This window comes from Clostridium sp. CM74B_53, from assembly GCF_036318045.1.
In the GTDB taxonomy this organism is placed as follows: Bacteria; Bacillota; Clostridia; order Lachnospirales; family Lachnospiraceae; genus Pilosibacter.
Genome location: NZ_JAWQDE010000016.1, coordinates 15,251 through 30,733 on the forward strand (window position 1 = coordinate 15,251; position 15,483 = coordinate 30,733).

Consider the following 15,483-nt stretch of genomic DNA (forward strand, 5'->3'; position numbering starts at 1 on the left):
ATAGAGCTTTTAAAATTTAATATTTTATTAGAAAAATTGTTGACAAATTGTTCCTGTTCATATATAATATCTTAGTGCGTATTAGGAGAAACATAATATGCTGATTAATTTATCTGAAGTTTTTACTCTGGAAGGCAAAGAGAAAACCTGGGAAGTACCGTTTGAAGCGAAAGCTTACAAGGGTTCCCGAGTTGAGTATCCGGTGGTCTCTGCGAACCCGGTAAAGATCACTGTAAAAAACCTTGGAAACAGAAAGCTGAGTCTTACGGGAAATACTTCCGTGACTCTTGCGATTCCCTGTTCAAGATGTCTGGAACCGGTGAATTACACCACAGATATCGAGTTTGACCAGGAGATCGATATGAATGCTTCCGATGAGGACAGAGTGAAGGACTTGGATGAACAATCTTATTTATCTGGTTATAATCTGGATGCCGATATGCTGGTTTGCAATGAGTTATCATTGTACCTGCCTATGAAGGTCCTTTGCAAGGATGATTGCAAGGGAATCTGCAGTAGATGTGGAGCAAATCTCAACAAGGGAGATTGCGGCTGTGATACATGGGTTCCTGACCCGCGGATGGCAGCCATCCAGGATATTTTCAAACAGTTTAAGGAGGTGTAACCATGTCTATCTGTCCTAAGAATAAATCTTCCAAAGCGAGAAGAGACAGCCGCAGAGCGAACTGGAAAATGTCCGCTATGAACTTAGTAAAGTGCAGCAAGTGCGGTGCTTTAATGATGCCTCATAGAGTATGCAAGGCATGCGGCAGCTACAACAAGCGTGAAATCGTTAAAGTTGAAGACTAATTAAGAATTATGAGATCCTCCGGTGGTTTTCCACCGGGGGATTTTTTCGCCTACAGCAAGAAGTCAGATCCTGCGGTGTCTGGCTTCTTGCTTTTTGAAAAACAAATATGTATTGGTGTTAAGGATGTCGATGGCGTAAAAACCACAAATCGACATCCTAAATTTATGATTCGTTTTCTGCTAAGCTATTGTTGTCGATTGGGAATATTGACAATCCTATTACCATAGACTATACTTGTTTTATAAAGAAATGCTTGAAAGCCCCAAAAATGTCAGATAATAAAGCCAATACTAAAGAGGAACAGTAAATTATTAACCGTTAAGATAAATTATAAAATCATATATGAAAGGAAAGAAACTATGAGACTTGAAAATTTGACATGGTCGAAAGCTCAGGAATATTTTGAAAAAAATGATATGGTACTTGTTTCTATCGGCAGTATTGAGTGTCACGGCCGTCACATGCCGCTTGGAACCGATACACTGATTCCGGAGCACTTGTTGGAGAAAATTGAGAAGAAGAGTGATGTTTTGATTGCTCCCACCATTCCATATGGTTCCTGCCCCAATTTTGCTCCGTATCCTGGTACAATTGATATTGACGACGAGGTACTCTATCAGTTTTGCCGTCAGGTTTTCCTGAGTCTGTATCGTCACGGCGCAAGAAAATTCGTTTTCCTGAACGGACACGGCGGAAACATCAAGATGATTCAGCGCCTTGGCATGGAATTCGAGGATAAGGGCTGTCTGGTTGCTATGCTTAACTGGTGGCTGATGGCATGGGATATGAACCCGGCGTGGAAAGGCGGCCACGGCGGTGGTGAGGAAACGGCTGCGATTCTTGGAATTGATCCGTCTTTAGTTGATAAGAGTGAGATAGGTGGTGAACTCCAGTTTAAGCATCTGTCTGAGAATCTGAAGACAACCGGTTTCCGTTCTGTTGAGTATAAGGGAGTTACCGTTGAGATTCTTCGCAAAACTCCGCATGTTACCGACAGCGGCTGGATTGGACCAGATCATCCAAGTACCGCTACAGAAGAGTGGGGCAAGGAAATGCTCGAGACCACAGCAAACTATATTGTTGATTTCATGGAAGAGTTCAAGAAAGTTAAACTTTCATAAAGAGGTGTCAGAACGGATAAGAAAGTGACGCTGGAAATTTTTTTAAAATGTGATACGAAAAGACCGCCGGTTCAGATTTCTCTGGTAACCGGCGGTCTTCCCTATGAGCAAAACAATTAAATGTAGAAGAGCAATGCATCGTATGTCGGATACGGGAGATAATCCTCCGGGATCAGGACTTCCGCATCGTTGACAGCCAGACGGATCTTTTCCATTTCGGTAAGAATCGTATCGTGGTAGTAGGTGCCAGCCTTTAAGTAGTCATCCATACCTTCGGCGGTACCGATCATATCCTTTAAGGTATCGAGCTCATCAGAGATCACATCTGCGAGCCCGGAGAGCTTTGTGATCAGCTTTTCTTCGGCCTTTGTTGTAATGCCGGGAACGAGCTCTTTTTTAGAGCTTCCTGTGCATGCAAGGTCATTCACATAGGAGAACAGGGACGGAAGGAAGTCTTTCTGAACCATCTCCTCCATAGTCTTTGCCTCGATGTGGAGAGTCTTCGCATAATCCTCAAGAAGGATCTCGTAACGGGAGAAGAGCTCCTCTTTTGTGAAGACTTCATGTTTTGTGAAGAGCTCAATGTTCTTCTCGTCGATGAAATGCGGAAGAGCCTCCGGTGTGGACTTGAAGTTCGGAAGACCGCGCTTCTCGGCTTCTGCAAGCCATTCGTCTGTGTAGCCGTTTCCGTTGAAGATGATCCGCTCATGCTTCTTAAAGGTATCTTTTAAGAGCTCATGAATTGCGGAATCGAGGTTCTCCCCGGTAAGTCCGTCTAGGACTTTGCAGAATCCGGCGAGGGACTCGGCAACGGCTGTATTTAAGATCACGTTCGGACCGGACAGGGAGAGGGAAGAGCCCGGCATACGGAACTCAAACTTATTTCCTGTGAAGGCGAACGGTGAGGTACGGTTACGGTCCGTGTTGTCTTTTGTGAAGTGCGGGAGCACCTTCGGTCCGATGGACATCTGAACAGCGCCCTTTCCTTCAAAATATGTATCAGATTTAATGGAATCGACAACAGCCTCAAGTTCTTCTCCCAAGAACATGGATACAACAGCTGGCGGTGCCTCGTTTGCGCCGAGACGATGGTCATTTCCGGCTGTAGCAACGGAGATCCTTAACAGATCGGCGTAATCATCAACAGCCTCAACAACAGCTGCTAAGAACAGTAAGAACTGTGTGTTCTCTGCCGGTGTCTTTCCCGGATTTAACAGGTTCTCGCCGGAATCTGTGGAGAGTGCCCAGTTGTTGTGCTTACCGCTTCCGTTGATGCCCTCGAACGGTTTTTCATGGAGCAGGCACGCAAGACCATGGCGGTCAGCGACCTTCTTCATTATCTCCATAACGAGCTGGTTGTGGTCAACGGCAACATTGACGGTCTCAAATACCGGAGCAAGCTCATGCTGAGCAGGTGCAACCTCGTTGTGCTCAGTCTTTGCCGGGATGCCGAGTTTCCAGAGCTCTTCGTTCAGGTCCTCCATAAAAGCTTCGACTCTCGGTTTGATGGAACCGAAGTAATGGTCATCCATTTCCTGTCCCTTCGGAGCCGGAGCACCAAATAAGGTACGTCTGCAGAAGATCAGATCTTTTCTTAAACGGTAGCACTCCTTGTCTACCAGAAAATATTCCTGCTCAGCGCCTACCGTGGTGTTGACGCGTCTGACGTCTGTTTTTCCTAAAATGTGAAGTAAGTGGGTAGCTTCTTTGCTGACGGCTTCCATGGAACGGAGCAGCGGAGTCTTTTTATCGAGTGCCTCGCCGCTGTAAGAACAAAAGGCAGTTGGGATACAGAGTGTATGTCCCTTGATGAATGCGAAAGAGGTAGGATCCCATGCGGTATATCCGCGGGCTTCGAAGGTGGCGCGTAAGCCGCCTGACGGGAAGCTGGAAGCGTCCGGCTCACCTTTTACAAGTTCTTTTCCGGAAAATTCCATGATTGCTTCGCCAACACCGGTCGGAGAGAGGAAACTGTCATGCTTTTCAGCAGTGATGCCTGTCATCGGCTGGAACCAGTGAGTGAAGTGGGTAGCACCATGTTCGAGCGCCCATTCTTTCATTGCGACTGCAACAGAGTTCGCGATATCCAGCTCCAGATGGGAACCGCTGTTGATCGTTTTTGTAAGGGCTTTGTAGACATCCTTCGGGAGACGTGCTTTCATTTCGGAGTCGTTGAATACAAGACTGCCATACAGTTCAGGAATACTTTTGCTCATAGATATTTCTCCTTTCAACTCCGCTGGGGAACCTCCTTGCTCCCTGTCTGCGGGAAATTATACAAAGTTTGCTGTCTGCTCCGGGGTATGGAACAGACAGTCATCATTTCGCGGATCCCAAATGGGGGGTTGTGGGGAAGATCCGTGAAATGCGAGAAGGGCGCCGGGGTGTATGTATCATGCACCCAAGCGCCCTTGCTCTTATGGTGGTATAATATACTCATTTTCCGGGATTTGTCAACACATTTTTTTAAAATTTTTTCCGATCACAGACAGCGTTCCTATTATTAAGTTTTTCTGCTTCACCAGTCTGGCGGGATACCTGATGACGCCGCAAGACCCGGATAAAAAAGAAGAAAGTGGTCCTGTGATTCCGGATAAAAAACTTTTGAAAACTGTAAAAAAACTACTTTACAAATTCGAAAAAATGGAATATAGTAGTTCCATATTTTTTTAACGCAGCAACAAAACCTATGAGCAATTATCCCTGCGTAAAAATGAGTTTCATATGATGTGATTGATTAGACAAAGGTGTCAGAGTCTTAGTACTTCTGTCACCTTTTTTCATGCAATGTTGCATGAGCATGAAGCAGACAGTTTTCGCACATCATAGGAAAAGTTCCCGTAACTGTGAAAAATACTGAACAGTTACAAGTTCCCCACATTCACAATATACATTTGGAGGTAAGGTATGGCAGTTAAATACGTATTCGTCACGGGAGGCGTTGTCTCCGGACTCGGCAAAGGTATTACAGCCGCATCCCTTGGACGTCTCTTGAAGGCAAGAGGGTACCAGGTCACGATGCAGAAGTTCGATCCTTATATCAATATTGATCCGGGTACCATGAATCCGATCCAGCATGGAGAGGTGTTCGTCACCGACGATGGAACAGAGACCGACCTGGACCTTGGACATTATGAGCGCTTTATCGATGAGAGCCTTGACAAAAATTCCAACGTGACCACTGGTAAGATCTACTGGACGGTTCTTCAGAAAGAACGCCACGGAGACTTCGGCGGAGGTACCGTACAGGTGATCCCCCACATCACAAATGAGATCAAGGCGAGATTTTACCGCGCGAAATCCCCGGACGAGGACCGCATCGCGATCATCGAGGTCGGCGGCACCGTCGGCGATATCGAGAGCCAGCCGTTCCTGGAGGCGATCCGCCAGTTCCGCCACGAGATCGGATATCAGAATTCCGTTCTGATCCATGTGACACTCGTTCCGTATTTAAAGGCGTCAGGAGAATTAAAGACGAAACCGACCCAGCAGAGCGTCAAGGCACTTCAGGGAATGGGAATTTCCCCGGATGTGATCGTATGCCGTACAGAGGTTCCGCTCGAGGACGGTATCGAGAGCAAGATCGCTTTATTCTGCAACGTTCCGGAAGACCATGTTCTCCAGAACCTGGATGTAGAATATTTATATGAAGCGCCGCTTGCCATGGAAAAAGAGCGCCTGGCTCATGTGGTCTGCGAATGCCTCAATCTTCCGTGTCCGGAACCGCAGCTTGGTGACTGGAAACAGATGGTCGATGCATTAAAGAATCCGACAAGCGAGGTCACGATCGCACTGGTAGGAAAATACATCCAACTGCATGACGCGTACTTGAGTGTCATGGAGGCGTTAAAGCACGGCGGGATCGCAAACCGCACAAAAGTGACGATCAAATGGGTCGATTCCGAGTTCTTAAAACCGGAAGCTCTCGACGATACATTCGCCGGTGTTGACGGCATCATCATCCCGGGCGGTTTTGGCTCCAGAGGAACCGAAGGCATGATCCTGGCTGCAAACTATGCGAGAGAGAACAAGATCCCGTTCCTCGGGATCTGCCTCGGCATGCAGATGGCCATGGTGGCATTTGCGAGAAATGTTCTCGGCTATGCGGATGCAAACAGTTCCGAGCTGGATCCGGAGACAACCCATCCGGTTGTCGATCTGATGCCGGATCAGAACGGCGTGGAGAACCTTGGCGGAACGCTTCGTCTCGGCTCCTATCCGTGTGTCCTTGATAAAAAGTCGAAAGCATATTCCCTCTACGGAACAGATATGATCAACGAGCGCCACAGACATCGTTTTGAGATCAACAATGACTACCGTGATGACTTTACATCTCACGGCATGATGCTCTCCGGACAGTCCCCGGACGGACATATCGTTGAGATGATCGAGCTCCCGGATCACCCGTTCTATGTGGGGATCCAGGCACATCCGGAATTCAAGTCAAGACCGAACCATGCACATCCGCTCTTTGCAGGTTTTGTTGAGAGTGCTGAGGAGCAGGGGGTTTTGAGACGTGCGAAAAAGCTTCTCATGAAGCGGAACCATCTTTCTGAGCCGGAGGCACACCGGTATCTTCAGAAGACCAGCATGGATACAGGACGGACCATGGCGGAGAGCGCCCATATGGTCACAATGCTGATCCAGGAAGATTAATGGTTTGACTTTAACTGTTTATCATTAAAAAAAGTTAATGCGTTAGCCAAATTATTATCGCAGTTCCTGCATTTGTGTGGTATATTTATTCATGAAAAATATCCTAAATGCATTTACAGACAGAAAGAGAGGATTGAGACCATGTTTAAAGTCAATGAAAATTTTGCCAAACTGCCGGGCAGCTATCTGTTCGCAAATATTGCGAAGAGAGTATCCACATTCCAGGCAGAGCATCCGGAAAAGGAGATCATCCGCCTTGGTATCGGTGATGTGACTCAGCCGATCGCTCCGGCGATCATCGAGGCAATGCACAAAGCTGTCGATGAGATGGGTCATGCGGAGACCTTCCGCGGCTATGCTCCGGAGCAGGGCTATGACTTTTTAAGAAATATCATTGCAAAAGAGGATTTCCAGGAGAGAGGCTGCGACATCTCCGCAGATGAGATCTTTGTATCCGACGGTGCAAAGTGTGACTGCGGAAATATCCAGGAATTATTCTCCTTAGACAGCGTAGTCGCAGTATGCGACCCGGTATACCCGGTATACGTGGATTCCAACGTTATGGCAGGTCGCAGCGGTCTCTACAACAGCGAGACCGGACGTTTTGACAAGATCGTTTACATGCCGTGTACTGCAGACAACGGTTTCCTTCCGGAATTCCCGAAGGAGCACGTGGACCTGATCTATCTCTGCTTCCCGAACAACCCGACCGGTGAGGCGATCAAGAAGGCAGATCTCCAGGCATGGGTAGACTTTGCAAACAAGAACGGCGCTGTGATCATCTATGACGCTGCTTACGAGGCATATATCACTGAGGCTGGCATTCCGCACTCCATCTATGAGTGTGAGGGCGCAAAGACATGTGCCATCGAGCTCCGCAGCTTCTCCAAGAAAGCCGGATTTACCGGTATGCGTCTTGGTTTTGCCGTGATCCCGAAGGACTTAAAGTGCGGCGATGTGAGCTTAAATGCGATGTGGATGCGCCGTCAGGGTTCCAAGTACAACGGAACTCCGTATATCATCCAGCGTGCCGGCGAGGCAGTGTACTCTCCGGAGGGAAAAGTACAGGTTGCTGAGCAGATCGCACGCTACATGAAGAACGCAAAGACGATCTATGACGGCTTAAAGGATGCCGGATATACCGTATACGGCGGCGTAAACTCCCCGTATATCTGGTTAAAGACCCCGAATAACATGAAGTCCTGGGATTTCTTTGATTTCCTGTTAGACAATGCGGGAATCGTGGGTACTCCTGGTGCAGGTTTCGGCCCGTCTGGTGAAGGATATTTCCGGATTACTGCATTCGGAACTTATGAAAATTCTTTAAAAGCACTTGACAGAATCAAAAATCTCTGATAAAACAAGAGACATCAAAAAAATATCAAACAAAGGCGTTGAAGGAAACTCCCTTTCGAAGAACTTTACAGAGAACCGTGTGACAGCTGAGAGCGCGGAAGAGATGAGAAAGGCGGGAACGCTCCGGAGCCGGCTGCTCGATATCGGAACCGATGGTAGGACAGCACGCAAGCCGCACGTTACGCGGCCGAGTCGTTAGGATGATGGTCCGACAGCGAAAGCGGCGACTCATGAGTGGCATGAAAATGCAATGCGGGTGGTACCGCGGGAAATAAAAAGATCCCGTCCCGGAGAATGATAAGAGCAAAATTCTCCGGGGCGGGATTTTTGCTTACTCTGAAAGCCTCAATTACCCCACAAAACGAGGAGGAACCGATTATGGAGTTTGTAACAGGATTAAAAGACAGCAAAGTAAAAACTCTTGAAGAACTGGAAAGAGAAGAGTCCGTTGGTACCGAAGTTACCGCAGAAGGAATGGTACACAGCATCCGCGATATGGGAGAGATCTCCTTCGTGATCTTAAGAAGCCGGGAAGGTCTTTTACAGACCGTGGTCCAGGACGGGATCGGAAGTGAGACGCTCAAAGAGATCCGTGAAGGACAGGCGGTTCGCGTGACAGGAACCGTATTCAGGGAAGAGCGTGCACCGCACGGGATCGAGATCCACCTTGCGGACGCAGAAATCCTCTCAAAACCGGAAGAGCCGATGCCGATCGCGATCGACAAATGGAAACTTCCGACATCGCTGGAAGCGAACTTAAACCGCCGTGCCATTGCCCTCAGAAATGTCCGTGAGCGTGCAAAATTCAGGATCCAGGAAGGCATCTGCCGCGGCTTCCGTGAATTTATGACAAGCCAGGGATTCACCGAGATCCATACCCCGAAGATCGGTGCAAAATCCGCAGAGGGCGGCGCAAACCTCTTTAAGCTCCAGTATTTCCACAGACCGGCAGTTCTGGCACAGAGCCCGCAGTTCTACAAACAGATGATGGTCGGCGTTTTCGACAGAGTCTTTGAAACTGGTTCGGTGTTCCGTGCGGAGAAACACAACACAAAGAGACATTTAAACGAGTACACGAGTCTTGACTTTGAGATGGGATTCATCGACAGCTTCATGGACATCTGCAGAATGGAGACAGCGATGCTCCAGTATGTGGTAGAACTTCTGAAGAAAGATTACGCGAAAGAGATTGCACTTTTAAAGATCGAACTTCCGAACGTGGAAAAGATCCCGTATGTCCGCTTTGATGAGGCGAAGCGCCTGATCGCTGAGAAGTATGACAGACAGATCAGAAGCCCGCACGATCTGGAGCCGGAGGAAGAGGCACTGATCGGTGAGTACTTCAAAGAGGAGTACGGTGCAGATTTCGTGTTCGTTACCCATTATCCGTCAAAGAAACGTCCGTTCTACGCGATGGATGATCCGGAAAACAAAGAATTTACCCTGAGCTTTGACCTCTTATTCCGTGGCCTTGAGATCACGACGGGCGGCCAGAGGATCCACGATTATGAGACACTTTTAAAGAAGATCGAGGAGAAAGGCATGGATACAGAGGGAATGGAAGATTACCTCGACTGCTTCAAATACGGAATGCCGCCGCACGGCGGTCTCGGGATTGGACTTGAGCGTCTGACCATGAAGATGATCGGCGAGGACAACGTCCGTGAGGCGTGCCTGTTCCCGAGAGACATGACAAGATTAAAACCGTGATGGAAAAAACGCAGACCATTCAGGAAGGACGGATAATTATGGCAGAGATGATCAACGATAAGACCATGGATGAGATCGAGATCCTGGCAAAACTTCATCTGACGGATGAAGAAAAAGAGAAATCAAGAAACGATCTTCAGCAGATGCTGGACTATGTGGATATGTTAAATAAGCTGGATACCTCCGATGTGGAGCCGCTGACCCATATCTTCCCGATCAAAAATGTGTTCCGTGAGGACGTTGTCCTGGAGAGCACCCCGAGGGAAGAGCTGATGAAAAATGCACCGAAGGAAAAGGACGGACAGTTCCTTGTTCCGAAGACGATCGGTTAGGAGGAGACGGATATGAAGATACTGGAACTTTCCGCCACAGAGCTGGCAAAAAAGATAAAAGCAGGCGAGATCACTTCCGAGGAAGCCGCGAAAGCGTCCCTGGAACAGATCGCGAAGGAAGATCAGAAGATCCGCGCATACCTCACCGTGGATGAGGAGAAGGTCCTGGCACGGGCGAGAGAAGTGGATGCGGGGATCCGCGCAGGAAAATATACAGGGCCGCTTACAGGTGTCCCGATCGCAGTGAAAGACAATATCTGTACAAAGGGAATGAAGACGACATGTGCGTCAAAGATCCTGGAAAACTTCGTCCCGTTCTATGACGCAACGGCAGTCACCCGGATCACGGATGCCGGAATGGTGATCCTCGGAAAGACAAACATGGACGAGTTCGCGATGGGAAGTACGACAGAGACGTCTGCATTTCAGGTTACGAGAAACCCGTGGGATCCGGAACACGTTCCGGGCGGTTCGTCCGGTGGCTCCTGTGCGGCGGTCGCTGCGGGTGAGTGCTTTGCGGCTCTCGGCTCCGATACCGGCGGTTCGATCCGTCAGCCAAGTTCCTACTGCGGCGTCACGGGGATCAAGCCGACATACGGAACCGTCTCCCGTTTCGGTCTCGTCGCTTATGCGTCTTCTCTCGACCAGATCGGACCGGTCGGAAAGAATGCGGCCGATTGTGCAGCGCTTCTTGAGACGATCACAAGCCACGATGAGAAGGACAGCACTTCCATGGAGCGGGAGGATACGGATTTCACTTCGGCGATCGGAAAAGATGTCCGCGGCATGAAGATCGGGATCCCGAAAGAGTATCTGTCCGACGGTCTTGACGCAGATGTGCGGGAAGCGGTGGAACAGTGTGCGGCTTACCTGAAAGAATGCGGGGCGGAGGTCGAATACTTTGATCTCGGTCTCATGGAATATACGATTCCGGCCTACTATGTCATTGCGGCCGCGGAGGCAAGCTCCAACTTAGAGCGCTTTGACGGCGTCAAGTACGGCTACCGGGCAAAGGACTACGAGGGACTTCATGACATGTACAAGAAATCAAGATCCGAGGGCTTCGGACCGGAGGTCAAGAGAAGGATCATGCTTGGTTCCTTCGTCTTAAGCTCCGGATATTATGACGCATATTATCTGAAAGCTCTGAAGGTGCGTGCACTGATCAAAAAAGCCTTTGATGAGGCATTTGCGAAGTATGACATCATTTTAGGACCGGCAGCTCCGACGGCGGCTCCGAAGATCGGAACCTCCCTGAGCGATCCGATGAAGATGTACCTGAGCGATATCTATACGGTTGCTGTCAACCTTGCGGGTCTTCCGGGACTCACCGTTCCATGCAGTGTAAACGAAAAAGGACTCCCGATCGGCGTCCAGCTTCTCGGCGACTGCTTCAGGGAAAAGACATTATTTGCAGCGGCATCCGCCATCGAACATGTCCGCGGTGAATGGACACTTCCGTTTGCCAGAAAGGAGACCTTATCATGAAACAGTATGAAACAGTCATCGGTCTTGAGGTCCATGTAGAACTTGCCACAAAGACAAAAATCTTCTGCGGATGCAAAACAGATTTCGGCGCTGCGCCGAACACACATGTGTGCCCGATCTGTACAGGTATGCCGGGATCTCTTCCTATATTAAATAAGCAGGTTGTGGAGTTCGCACTCCGCGCCGGACTTGCGTTAAACTGTGAGATCAACCAGTTCTGTAAATTTGACCGGAAAAACTATTTTTACCCGGATAACCCGCAAAACTATCAGATTTCCCAGCTGTATCTGCCGATCTGCCATGACGGTTACGTGGAGCTTGAGACGGCGGCAGGAACAAAGCGGATCGGGATCCATGAGATCCACATGGAGGAGGATGCCGGAAAACTGGTCCATGATGAGTGGACCGACAGTTCCTTAGTCGATTACAACCGAAGCGGCGTGCCGTTAATTGAGATCGTGTCGGAGCCGGATATGAGAAGTGCCGACGAGGTCATCCAGTACCTGGAACATCTTCAGTCCACGATGCAGTATCTCGGTGTTTCCGACTGCCGTCTCCAGGAAGGTTCCATGCGTGCCGACGTAAACCTTTCTGTCCGCGAGGTGGGAAGTCCGGTGTTCGGAACGAGAACCGAGATGAAGAACTTAAACTCCTTCAAGGCGATCGCCCATGCCATCGAGGGAGAGCGGGAACGCCAGATCGAGCTTCTCGAGGACGGCCGTGCCGTCATTCAGGAGACGAGACGCTGGGATGACAACAAGGAATCTTCCCACGCGATGCGTTCCAAGGAAGATGCAAAGGATTACCGTTACTTCCCGGACCCGGATCTTCCGCCGATCGATATCTCCGATGCCTGGATCGCCTCGATCCGCAAGGCACAGCCGGAGTTAAAGAAGGCGAAATCGAAGAGATATCAGTCGGAGTACGGTCTGAGTGCCTATGACGCCGATATCCTGACTGCCGATAAGGCGCTTGCAGAGCTCTTTGAGAACACGATCAAAGCCGGAGCAGCTCCGAAAAAAGCGGCAAACTGGCTGACCGGGGAGACACTCCGTCTCTTAAAGGAGAAGGAGATGGAGGCATCAAAGATCGTCTTTTCCGCAGAGCATCTGGCAGCACTGATCGAACTCCTTGAAAAGAGTGTGATCAATAACCAGACTGCGAAAGAGGTGTTCGCTGCGATGTTCGAGTCCGACGTGGATCCGTCTGTCTATGTGGAGGAACACGGACTGAAGATGGAGAGCGACTCCGGTCTTCTCGAGGAGACCGTGAAAAAGATCCTGGACGCAAACCCGAAAGCGGTTGGAGAGCTGAAGGAAGGAAAAGATAAAGTCATCGGATTCCTCATGGGACAGGTTATGAAGGAGATGAAAGGAAAAGCGAACCCGGCGCAGGTGAGCGAGATGATCCGCAAACTGGTGCAGGGATAATAAAAGAAGCCATGACAGCTGGCCGGAGCTCCGGTGCAGCTGCCATGGCCCTTTTTGTTCATTCCGGAGCGGTGCAGCCGCAGCAATCCTGTTTCTTCTATATATAATGTACTTGTTGCCGGAATGTATGAGTTTTCCGGTGCTTTGCATTCTGAATCGTCAAAATTTGCAGCCGCAGCGGTATTGCAGGGGACTTCCCGTTCGGAAAAACCTGACTGCGAAAAATGTTAAAAAAGGAACATATTCTGTTCACGAAAAAAGTATTGATTTTATGAATGGTATTTAGTATATTAGTTACTATAAAAGTCCCTGAGAGCAGCCGTATCATTTTGCGGTGTTCGATGGGATGATCCGCGTATGGGGAATATTTAGAAGAACTTCCCGCTGCGGGCAGGAATTGGAGAGAAAATACATGATAAAAATTGCAGTAGACGCCATGGGCGGAGACAACGCCCCTGGAGAGATCGTAAAGGGTGCCGTTGACGCGGTCACAGAGCGGAACGACATTACGGTCTGTCTGACAGGACAGAAAGATGTCATCGAAAAAGAGCTCTCGAAATATACCTATAAAAAAGAGCAGATCGAGATCGTTGACGCCCCGGAAGTGATCGAGACGGGAGAACCGCCGGTCAATGCGATCCGTAAGAAAAAGAATTCTTCCCTTGTAGTTGGTCTGAACCTCGTGAAAAACGGCGAGGCTGACGGCTTTGTATCTGCGGGAAGCTCAGGAGCCGTCCTCGTAGGCGGCCAGGTCATCGTTGGTCGCGTCAAAGGCGTAGAGCGCCCGCCGCTCGCACCGCTGATCCCGACGGAAAAGGGAGTTTCCCTTCTGATCGACTGCGGGGCAAACGTTGACGCGAGACCGTCCCACCTGCTACAGTTCGCCCAGATGGGTTCCCTCTATATGAAATATGTGATGGGAATCGAAAATCCGAGAGTGGCGATCGTCAATATCGGTCTGGAGGAGGAGAAGGGAAATGCTCTCGTGAAAGAGACCTTCCCGCTCTTAAAAGAATGTAAAAATATCAACTTTATCGGAAGTATCGAAGCCCGTGAGATCCCGCACGGCGGCGCGGATGTGATCGTCTGCGAGGCCTTTGTCGGAAATGTGATCTTAAAGCTCTATGAGGGCGTCGGCGCAACGATGATGACAATGGTGAAGAAAGGCCTGATGAGCAATTTAAGAAGCAAGATCGGAGCTCTTCTGATCAAACCGGCGTTAAAATCCACGCTGAAGAGCTTTGATGCGAGCCAGTACGGCGGCGCACCGCTCCTGGGCTTAAAGGGACTCGTTGTGAAGACTCACGGAAGCTCCAAGGCAAAAGAAGTAAAGAATTCGATTATCCAGTGCATCTCCTTCAAGGAGAATGAGATCTCGGATAAGATCCGGGAATGCCTTGCACCGGAAGAAACTGCATAGACAGGTTGAAAAACACCAATATGCGGCAGTTCACATCGCCGCATAAAATTACATCAGAAGACAACCGGCAACAGTCCGGATGCAAAAATTAAATATATGGAACGGCACAGTTTTGTGTCTCCGTAAAAAGCAAAATAAGAGAGGATGGAAATTATGGAGTTCGAAAAATTACAGCAGATCATCGCAGAGGTTCTCAACATTGATCCGGAGGAGATCACAATGAATACAACATTCGTTGACGATCTCGGCGCGGATTCTCTGGATGTATTCCAGATCATCATGGGAATCGAAGAAGAGTTTGACATCGAGATCCCGACTGAGGAAGCTGAGAAGATCGCGAGTGTCGGCGATGCTGTTGAGGCGATCAAAAACGCATTAAATTAGTAGCAGGAAAAGGTGTCTCCGCAAAGGGACACCTTCTTTGCGATACATGGCAGAAGAAAGGCAAATCGAATGAAAGAAAAACTAGAAAAACTTCAGGAAGTGATCGGCTACCGGTTCAAAGATCCGGGACTTCTGACTCACGCCCTGACACACAGTTCCTACGCGAACGAAAAACACTGGGATAAGACGCGCTGCAATGAGCGCCTGGAATTTCTGGGCGATGCCGTGCTCGAGGTGATCTCCAGCGATTTTCTGTTTCACACTTATGAGTCCATGCCGGAGGGCGAGATGACAAAACTCCGTGCCAGTCTTGTCTGTGAGCCGACGCTCGCTTACTGCGCGGAAGTGATCCCGTTAGGTGATTATCTGCTGCTCGGAAAGGGCGAGGACCTGACCGGAGGAAGAAAACGTCCGTCTGTTGTCTCCGATGCGATGGAGGCAGTGATCGGTGCGATCTATCTGGATGGTGGTCTTGCTAATGCAAAAGAGTTTATCCATAAATTCATTTTAAATGATATCGAACATAAGCAGCTCTTTTACGATAGCAAAACTATCCTGCAGGAAATGGTTCAGGCAAAGTACAAAGAAACACTTGTCTATGAACTGATAAAGGAAGAGGGACCGGATCACAACAAGTCCTTCGAGGTGTGCGTAAAGATCGGCGATGAGGAGATCGGCAGAGGTCTGGGACGCACGAAAAAAGCGGCCGAGCAGGTTGCCGCTTACCACGGGATCTGCAGGATCAAATAAGATCGGGACCCGTGAGGACCGGAAT

At 49.2% G+C, this 15,483-nt stretch carries 13 protein-coding genes; 12 read left to right on the forward strand and 1 reads right to left on the reverse strand.

Features of this window, described 5'->3' with window-relative positions:
* Window positions 1-97: 97 nt before the first annotated feature.
* The 3 genes from V2546_RS12500 to V2546_RS12510 all read left to right on the forward strand — a co-directional run bounded on the left by V2546_RS12500 (window position 98) and on the right by V2546_RS12510 (window position 1,932).
* Window positions 98-625, forward strand: coding sequence for a YceD family protein (locus tag V2546_RS12500; RefSeq protein ID WP_021905044.1), 528 nt, complete (start codon window positions 98-100; stop codon window positions 623-625).
* Window positions 626-627: 2 nt separating this feature from the next.
* Window positions 628-810: a 50S ribosomal protein L32 gene (gene rpmF, locus V2546_RS12505; protein WP_015554505.1), complete on the forward strand. Its 183-nt coding sequence runs from the start codon at window positions 628-630 to the stop codon at window positions 808-810.
* A 360-nt stretch (window positions 811-1,170) separates the two neighbouring features.
* The gene (locus V2546_RS12510; RefSeq protein WP_329752503.1) at window positions 1,171-1,932 is read left to right on the forward strand and encodes a creatininase family protein; all 762 of its coding nucleotides are present in this window, start codon (window positions 1,171-1,173) and stop codon (window positions 1,930-1,932) included.
* A 116-nt stretch (window positions 1,933-2,048) separates the two neighbouring features.
* Here the strand turns inward: V2546_RS12510 and V2546_RS12515 are convergent, their stop codons facing one another.
* Window positions 2,049-4,148, reverse strand: a complete 2,100-nt coding sequence (locus V2546_RS12515) for a glutamine synthetase III domain-containing protein (protein WP_329752504.1) — start codon at window positions 4,146-4,148, stop codon at window positions 2,049-2,051.
* Window positions 4,149-4,839: 691 nt separating this feature from the next.
* Between V2546_RS12515 and pyrG the strand changes: the two genes are divergently transcribed.
* From pyrG to rnc, 9 genes are all read left to right on the forward strand, one after another.
* Window positions 4,840-6,588 (forward strand): CTP synthase, encoded by a 1,749-nt coding sequence (gene pyrG / locus V2546_RS12520; RefSeq protein WP_215702055.1) that lies wholly within the window; start codon window positions 4,840-4,842, stop codon window positions 6,586-6,588.
* Window positions 6,589-6,729: 141 nt separating this feature from the next.
* Window positions 6,730-7,944: an LL-diaminopimelate aminotransferase gene (locus tag V2546_RS12525; protein WP_215702054.1), complete on the forward strand. Its 1,215-nt coding sequence runs from the start codon at window positions 6,730-6,732 to the stop codon at window positions 7,942-7,944.
* A 378-nt stretch (window positions 7,945-8,322) separates the two neighbouring features.
* Window positions 8,323-9,654 (forward strand): aspartate--tRNA(Asn) ligase, encoded by a 1,332-nt coding sequence (aspS, locus tag V2546_RS12530; protein WP_329752506.1) that lies wholly within the window; start codon window positions 8,323-8,325, stop codon window positions 9,652-9,654.
* A gap of 38 nt (window positions 9,655-9,692) precedes the next feature.
* A complete protein-coding gene (gene gatC / locus V2546_RS12535) occupies window positions 9,693-9,986 on the forward strand; it encodes an Asp-tRNA(Asn)/Glu-tRNA(Gln) amidotransferase subunit GatC (protein WP_118298020.1) in 294 nt (97 codons plus the stop codon).
* A 12-nt stretch (window positions 9,987-9,998) separates the two neighbouring features.
* Window positions 9,999-11,474: an Asp-tRNA(Asn)/Glu-tRNA(Gln) amidotransferase subunit GatA gene (gene gatA, locus V2546_RS12540; RefSeq protein ID WP_329752507.1), complete on the forward strand. Its 1,476-nt coding sequence runs from the start codon at window positions 9,999-10,001 to the stop codon at window positions 11,472-11,474.
* A complete protein-coding gene (gene gatB / locus V2546_RS12545) occupies window positions 11,471-12,904 on the forward strand; it encodes an Asp-tRNA(Asn)/Glu-tRNA(Gln) amidotransferase subunit GatB (protein WP_486463590.1) in 1,434 nt (477 codons plus the stop codon). The genes gatA and gatB overlap by 4 nt, the downstream gene beginning before the upstream one ends.
* 412 nt (window positions 12,905-13,316) lie before the next feature.
* On the forward strand, window positions 13,317-14,324 hold the full coding sequence (plsX, locus tag V2546_RS12550; protein ID WP_329752508.1) for a phosphate acyltransferase PlsX: 1,008 nt from the start codon (window positions 13,317-13,319) through the stop codon (window positions 14,322-14,324).
* A 153-nt stretch (window positions 14,325-14,477) separates the two neighbouring features.
* Window positions 14,478-14,708 carry an acyl carrier protein gene (acpP, locus tag V2546_RS12555; protein WP_015554516.1) on the forward strand — a complete coding sequence of 77 codons (231 nt, stop codon included), beginning with the start codon at window positions 14,478-14,480 and terminating at the stop codon, window positions 14,706-14,708.
* Window positions 14,709-14,777: 69 nt separating this feature from the next.
* Window positions 14,778-15,458, forward strand: coding sequence for a ribonuclease III (gene rnc, locus V2546_RS12560; RefSeq protein ID WP_329752509.1), 681 nt, complete (start codon window positions 14,778-14,780; stop codon window positions 15,456-15,458).
* The last annotated feature ends 25 nt before the right edge of the window (window positions 15,459-15,483 follow it).

What these genes read in the sequence shown, in the direction of transcription:
- plsX (WP_329752508.1), top strand. Translation starts at nt 13,317, where the DNA reads ATGATAAAAATTGCAGTAGACGCCATGGGCGGAGACAACGCCCCTGGA.
- aspS (WP_329752506.1), top strand. Translation starts at nt 8,323, where the DNA reads ATGGAGTTTGTAACAGGATTAAAAGACAGCAAAGTAAAAACTCTTGAA.
- V2546_RS12510 (WP_329752503.1), top strand. Translation starts at nt 1,171, where the DNA reads ATGAGACTTGAAAATTTGACATGGTCGAAAGCTCAGGAATATTTTGAA.
- gatB (WP_486463590.1), top strand. Translation starts at nt 11,471, where the DNA reads ATGAAACAGTATGAAACAGTCATCGGTCTTGAGGTCCATGTAGAACTT.
- gatC (WP_118298020.1), top strand. Translation starts at nt 9,693, where the DNA reads ATGGCAGAGATGATCAACGATAAGACCATGGATGAGATCGAGATCCTG.
- V2546_RS12500 (WP_021905044.1), top strand. Translation starts at nt 98, where the DNA reads ATGCTGATTAATTTATCTGAAGTTTTTACTCTGGAAGGCAAAGAGAAA.
- V2546_RS12525 (WP_215702054.1), top strand. Translation starts at nt 6,730, where the DNA reads ATGTTTAAAGTCAATGAAAATTTTGCCAAACTGCCGGGCAGCTATCTG.
- gatA (WP_329752507.1), top strand. Translation starts at nt 9,999, where the DNA reads ATGAAGATACTGGAACTTTCCGCCACAGAGCTGGCAAAAAAGATAAAA.
- acpP (WP_015554516.1), top strand. Translation starts at nt 14,478, where the DNA reads ATGGAGTTCGAAAAATTACAGCAGATCATCGCAGAGGTTCTCAACATT.
- rnc (WP_329752509.1), top strand. Translation starts at nt 14,778, where the DNA reads ATGAAAGAAAAACTAGAAAAACTTCAGGAAGTGATCGGCTACCGGTTC.
- rpmF (WP_015554505.1), top strand. Translation starts at nt 628, where the DNA reads ATGTCTATCTGTCCTAAGAATAAATCTTCCAAAGCGAGAAGAGACAGC.
- pyrG (WP_215702055.1), top strand. Translation starts at nt 4,840, where the DNA reads ATGGCAGTTAAATACGTATTCGTCACGGGAGGCGTTGTCTCCGGACTC.
- V2546_RS12515 (WP_329752504.1), bottom strand. Translation starts at nt 4,148, where the DNA reads ATGAGCAAAAGTATTCCTGAACTGTATGGCAGTCTTGTATTCAACGAC.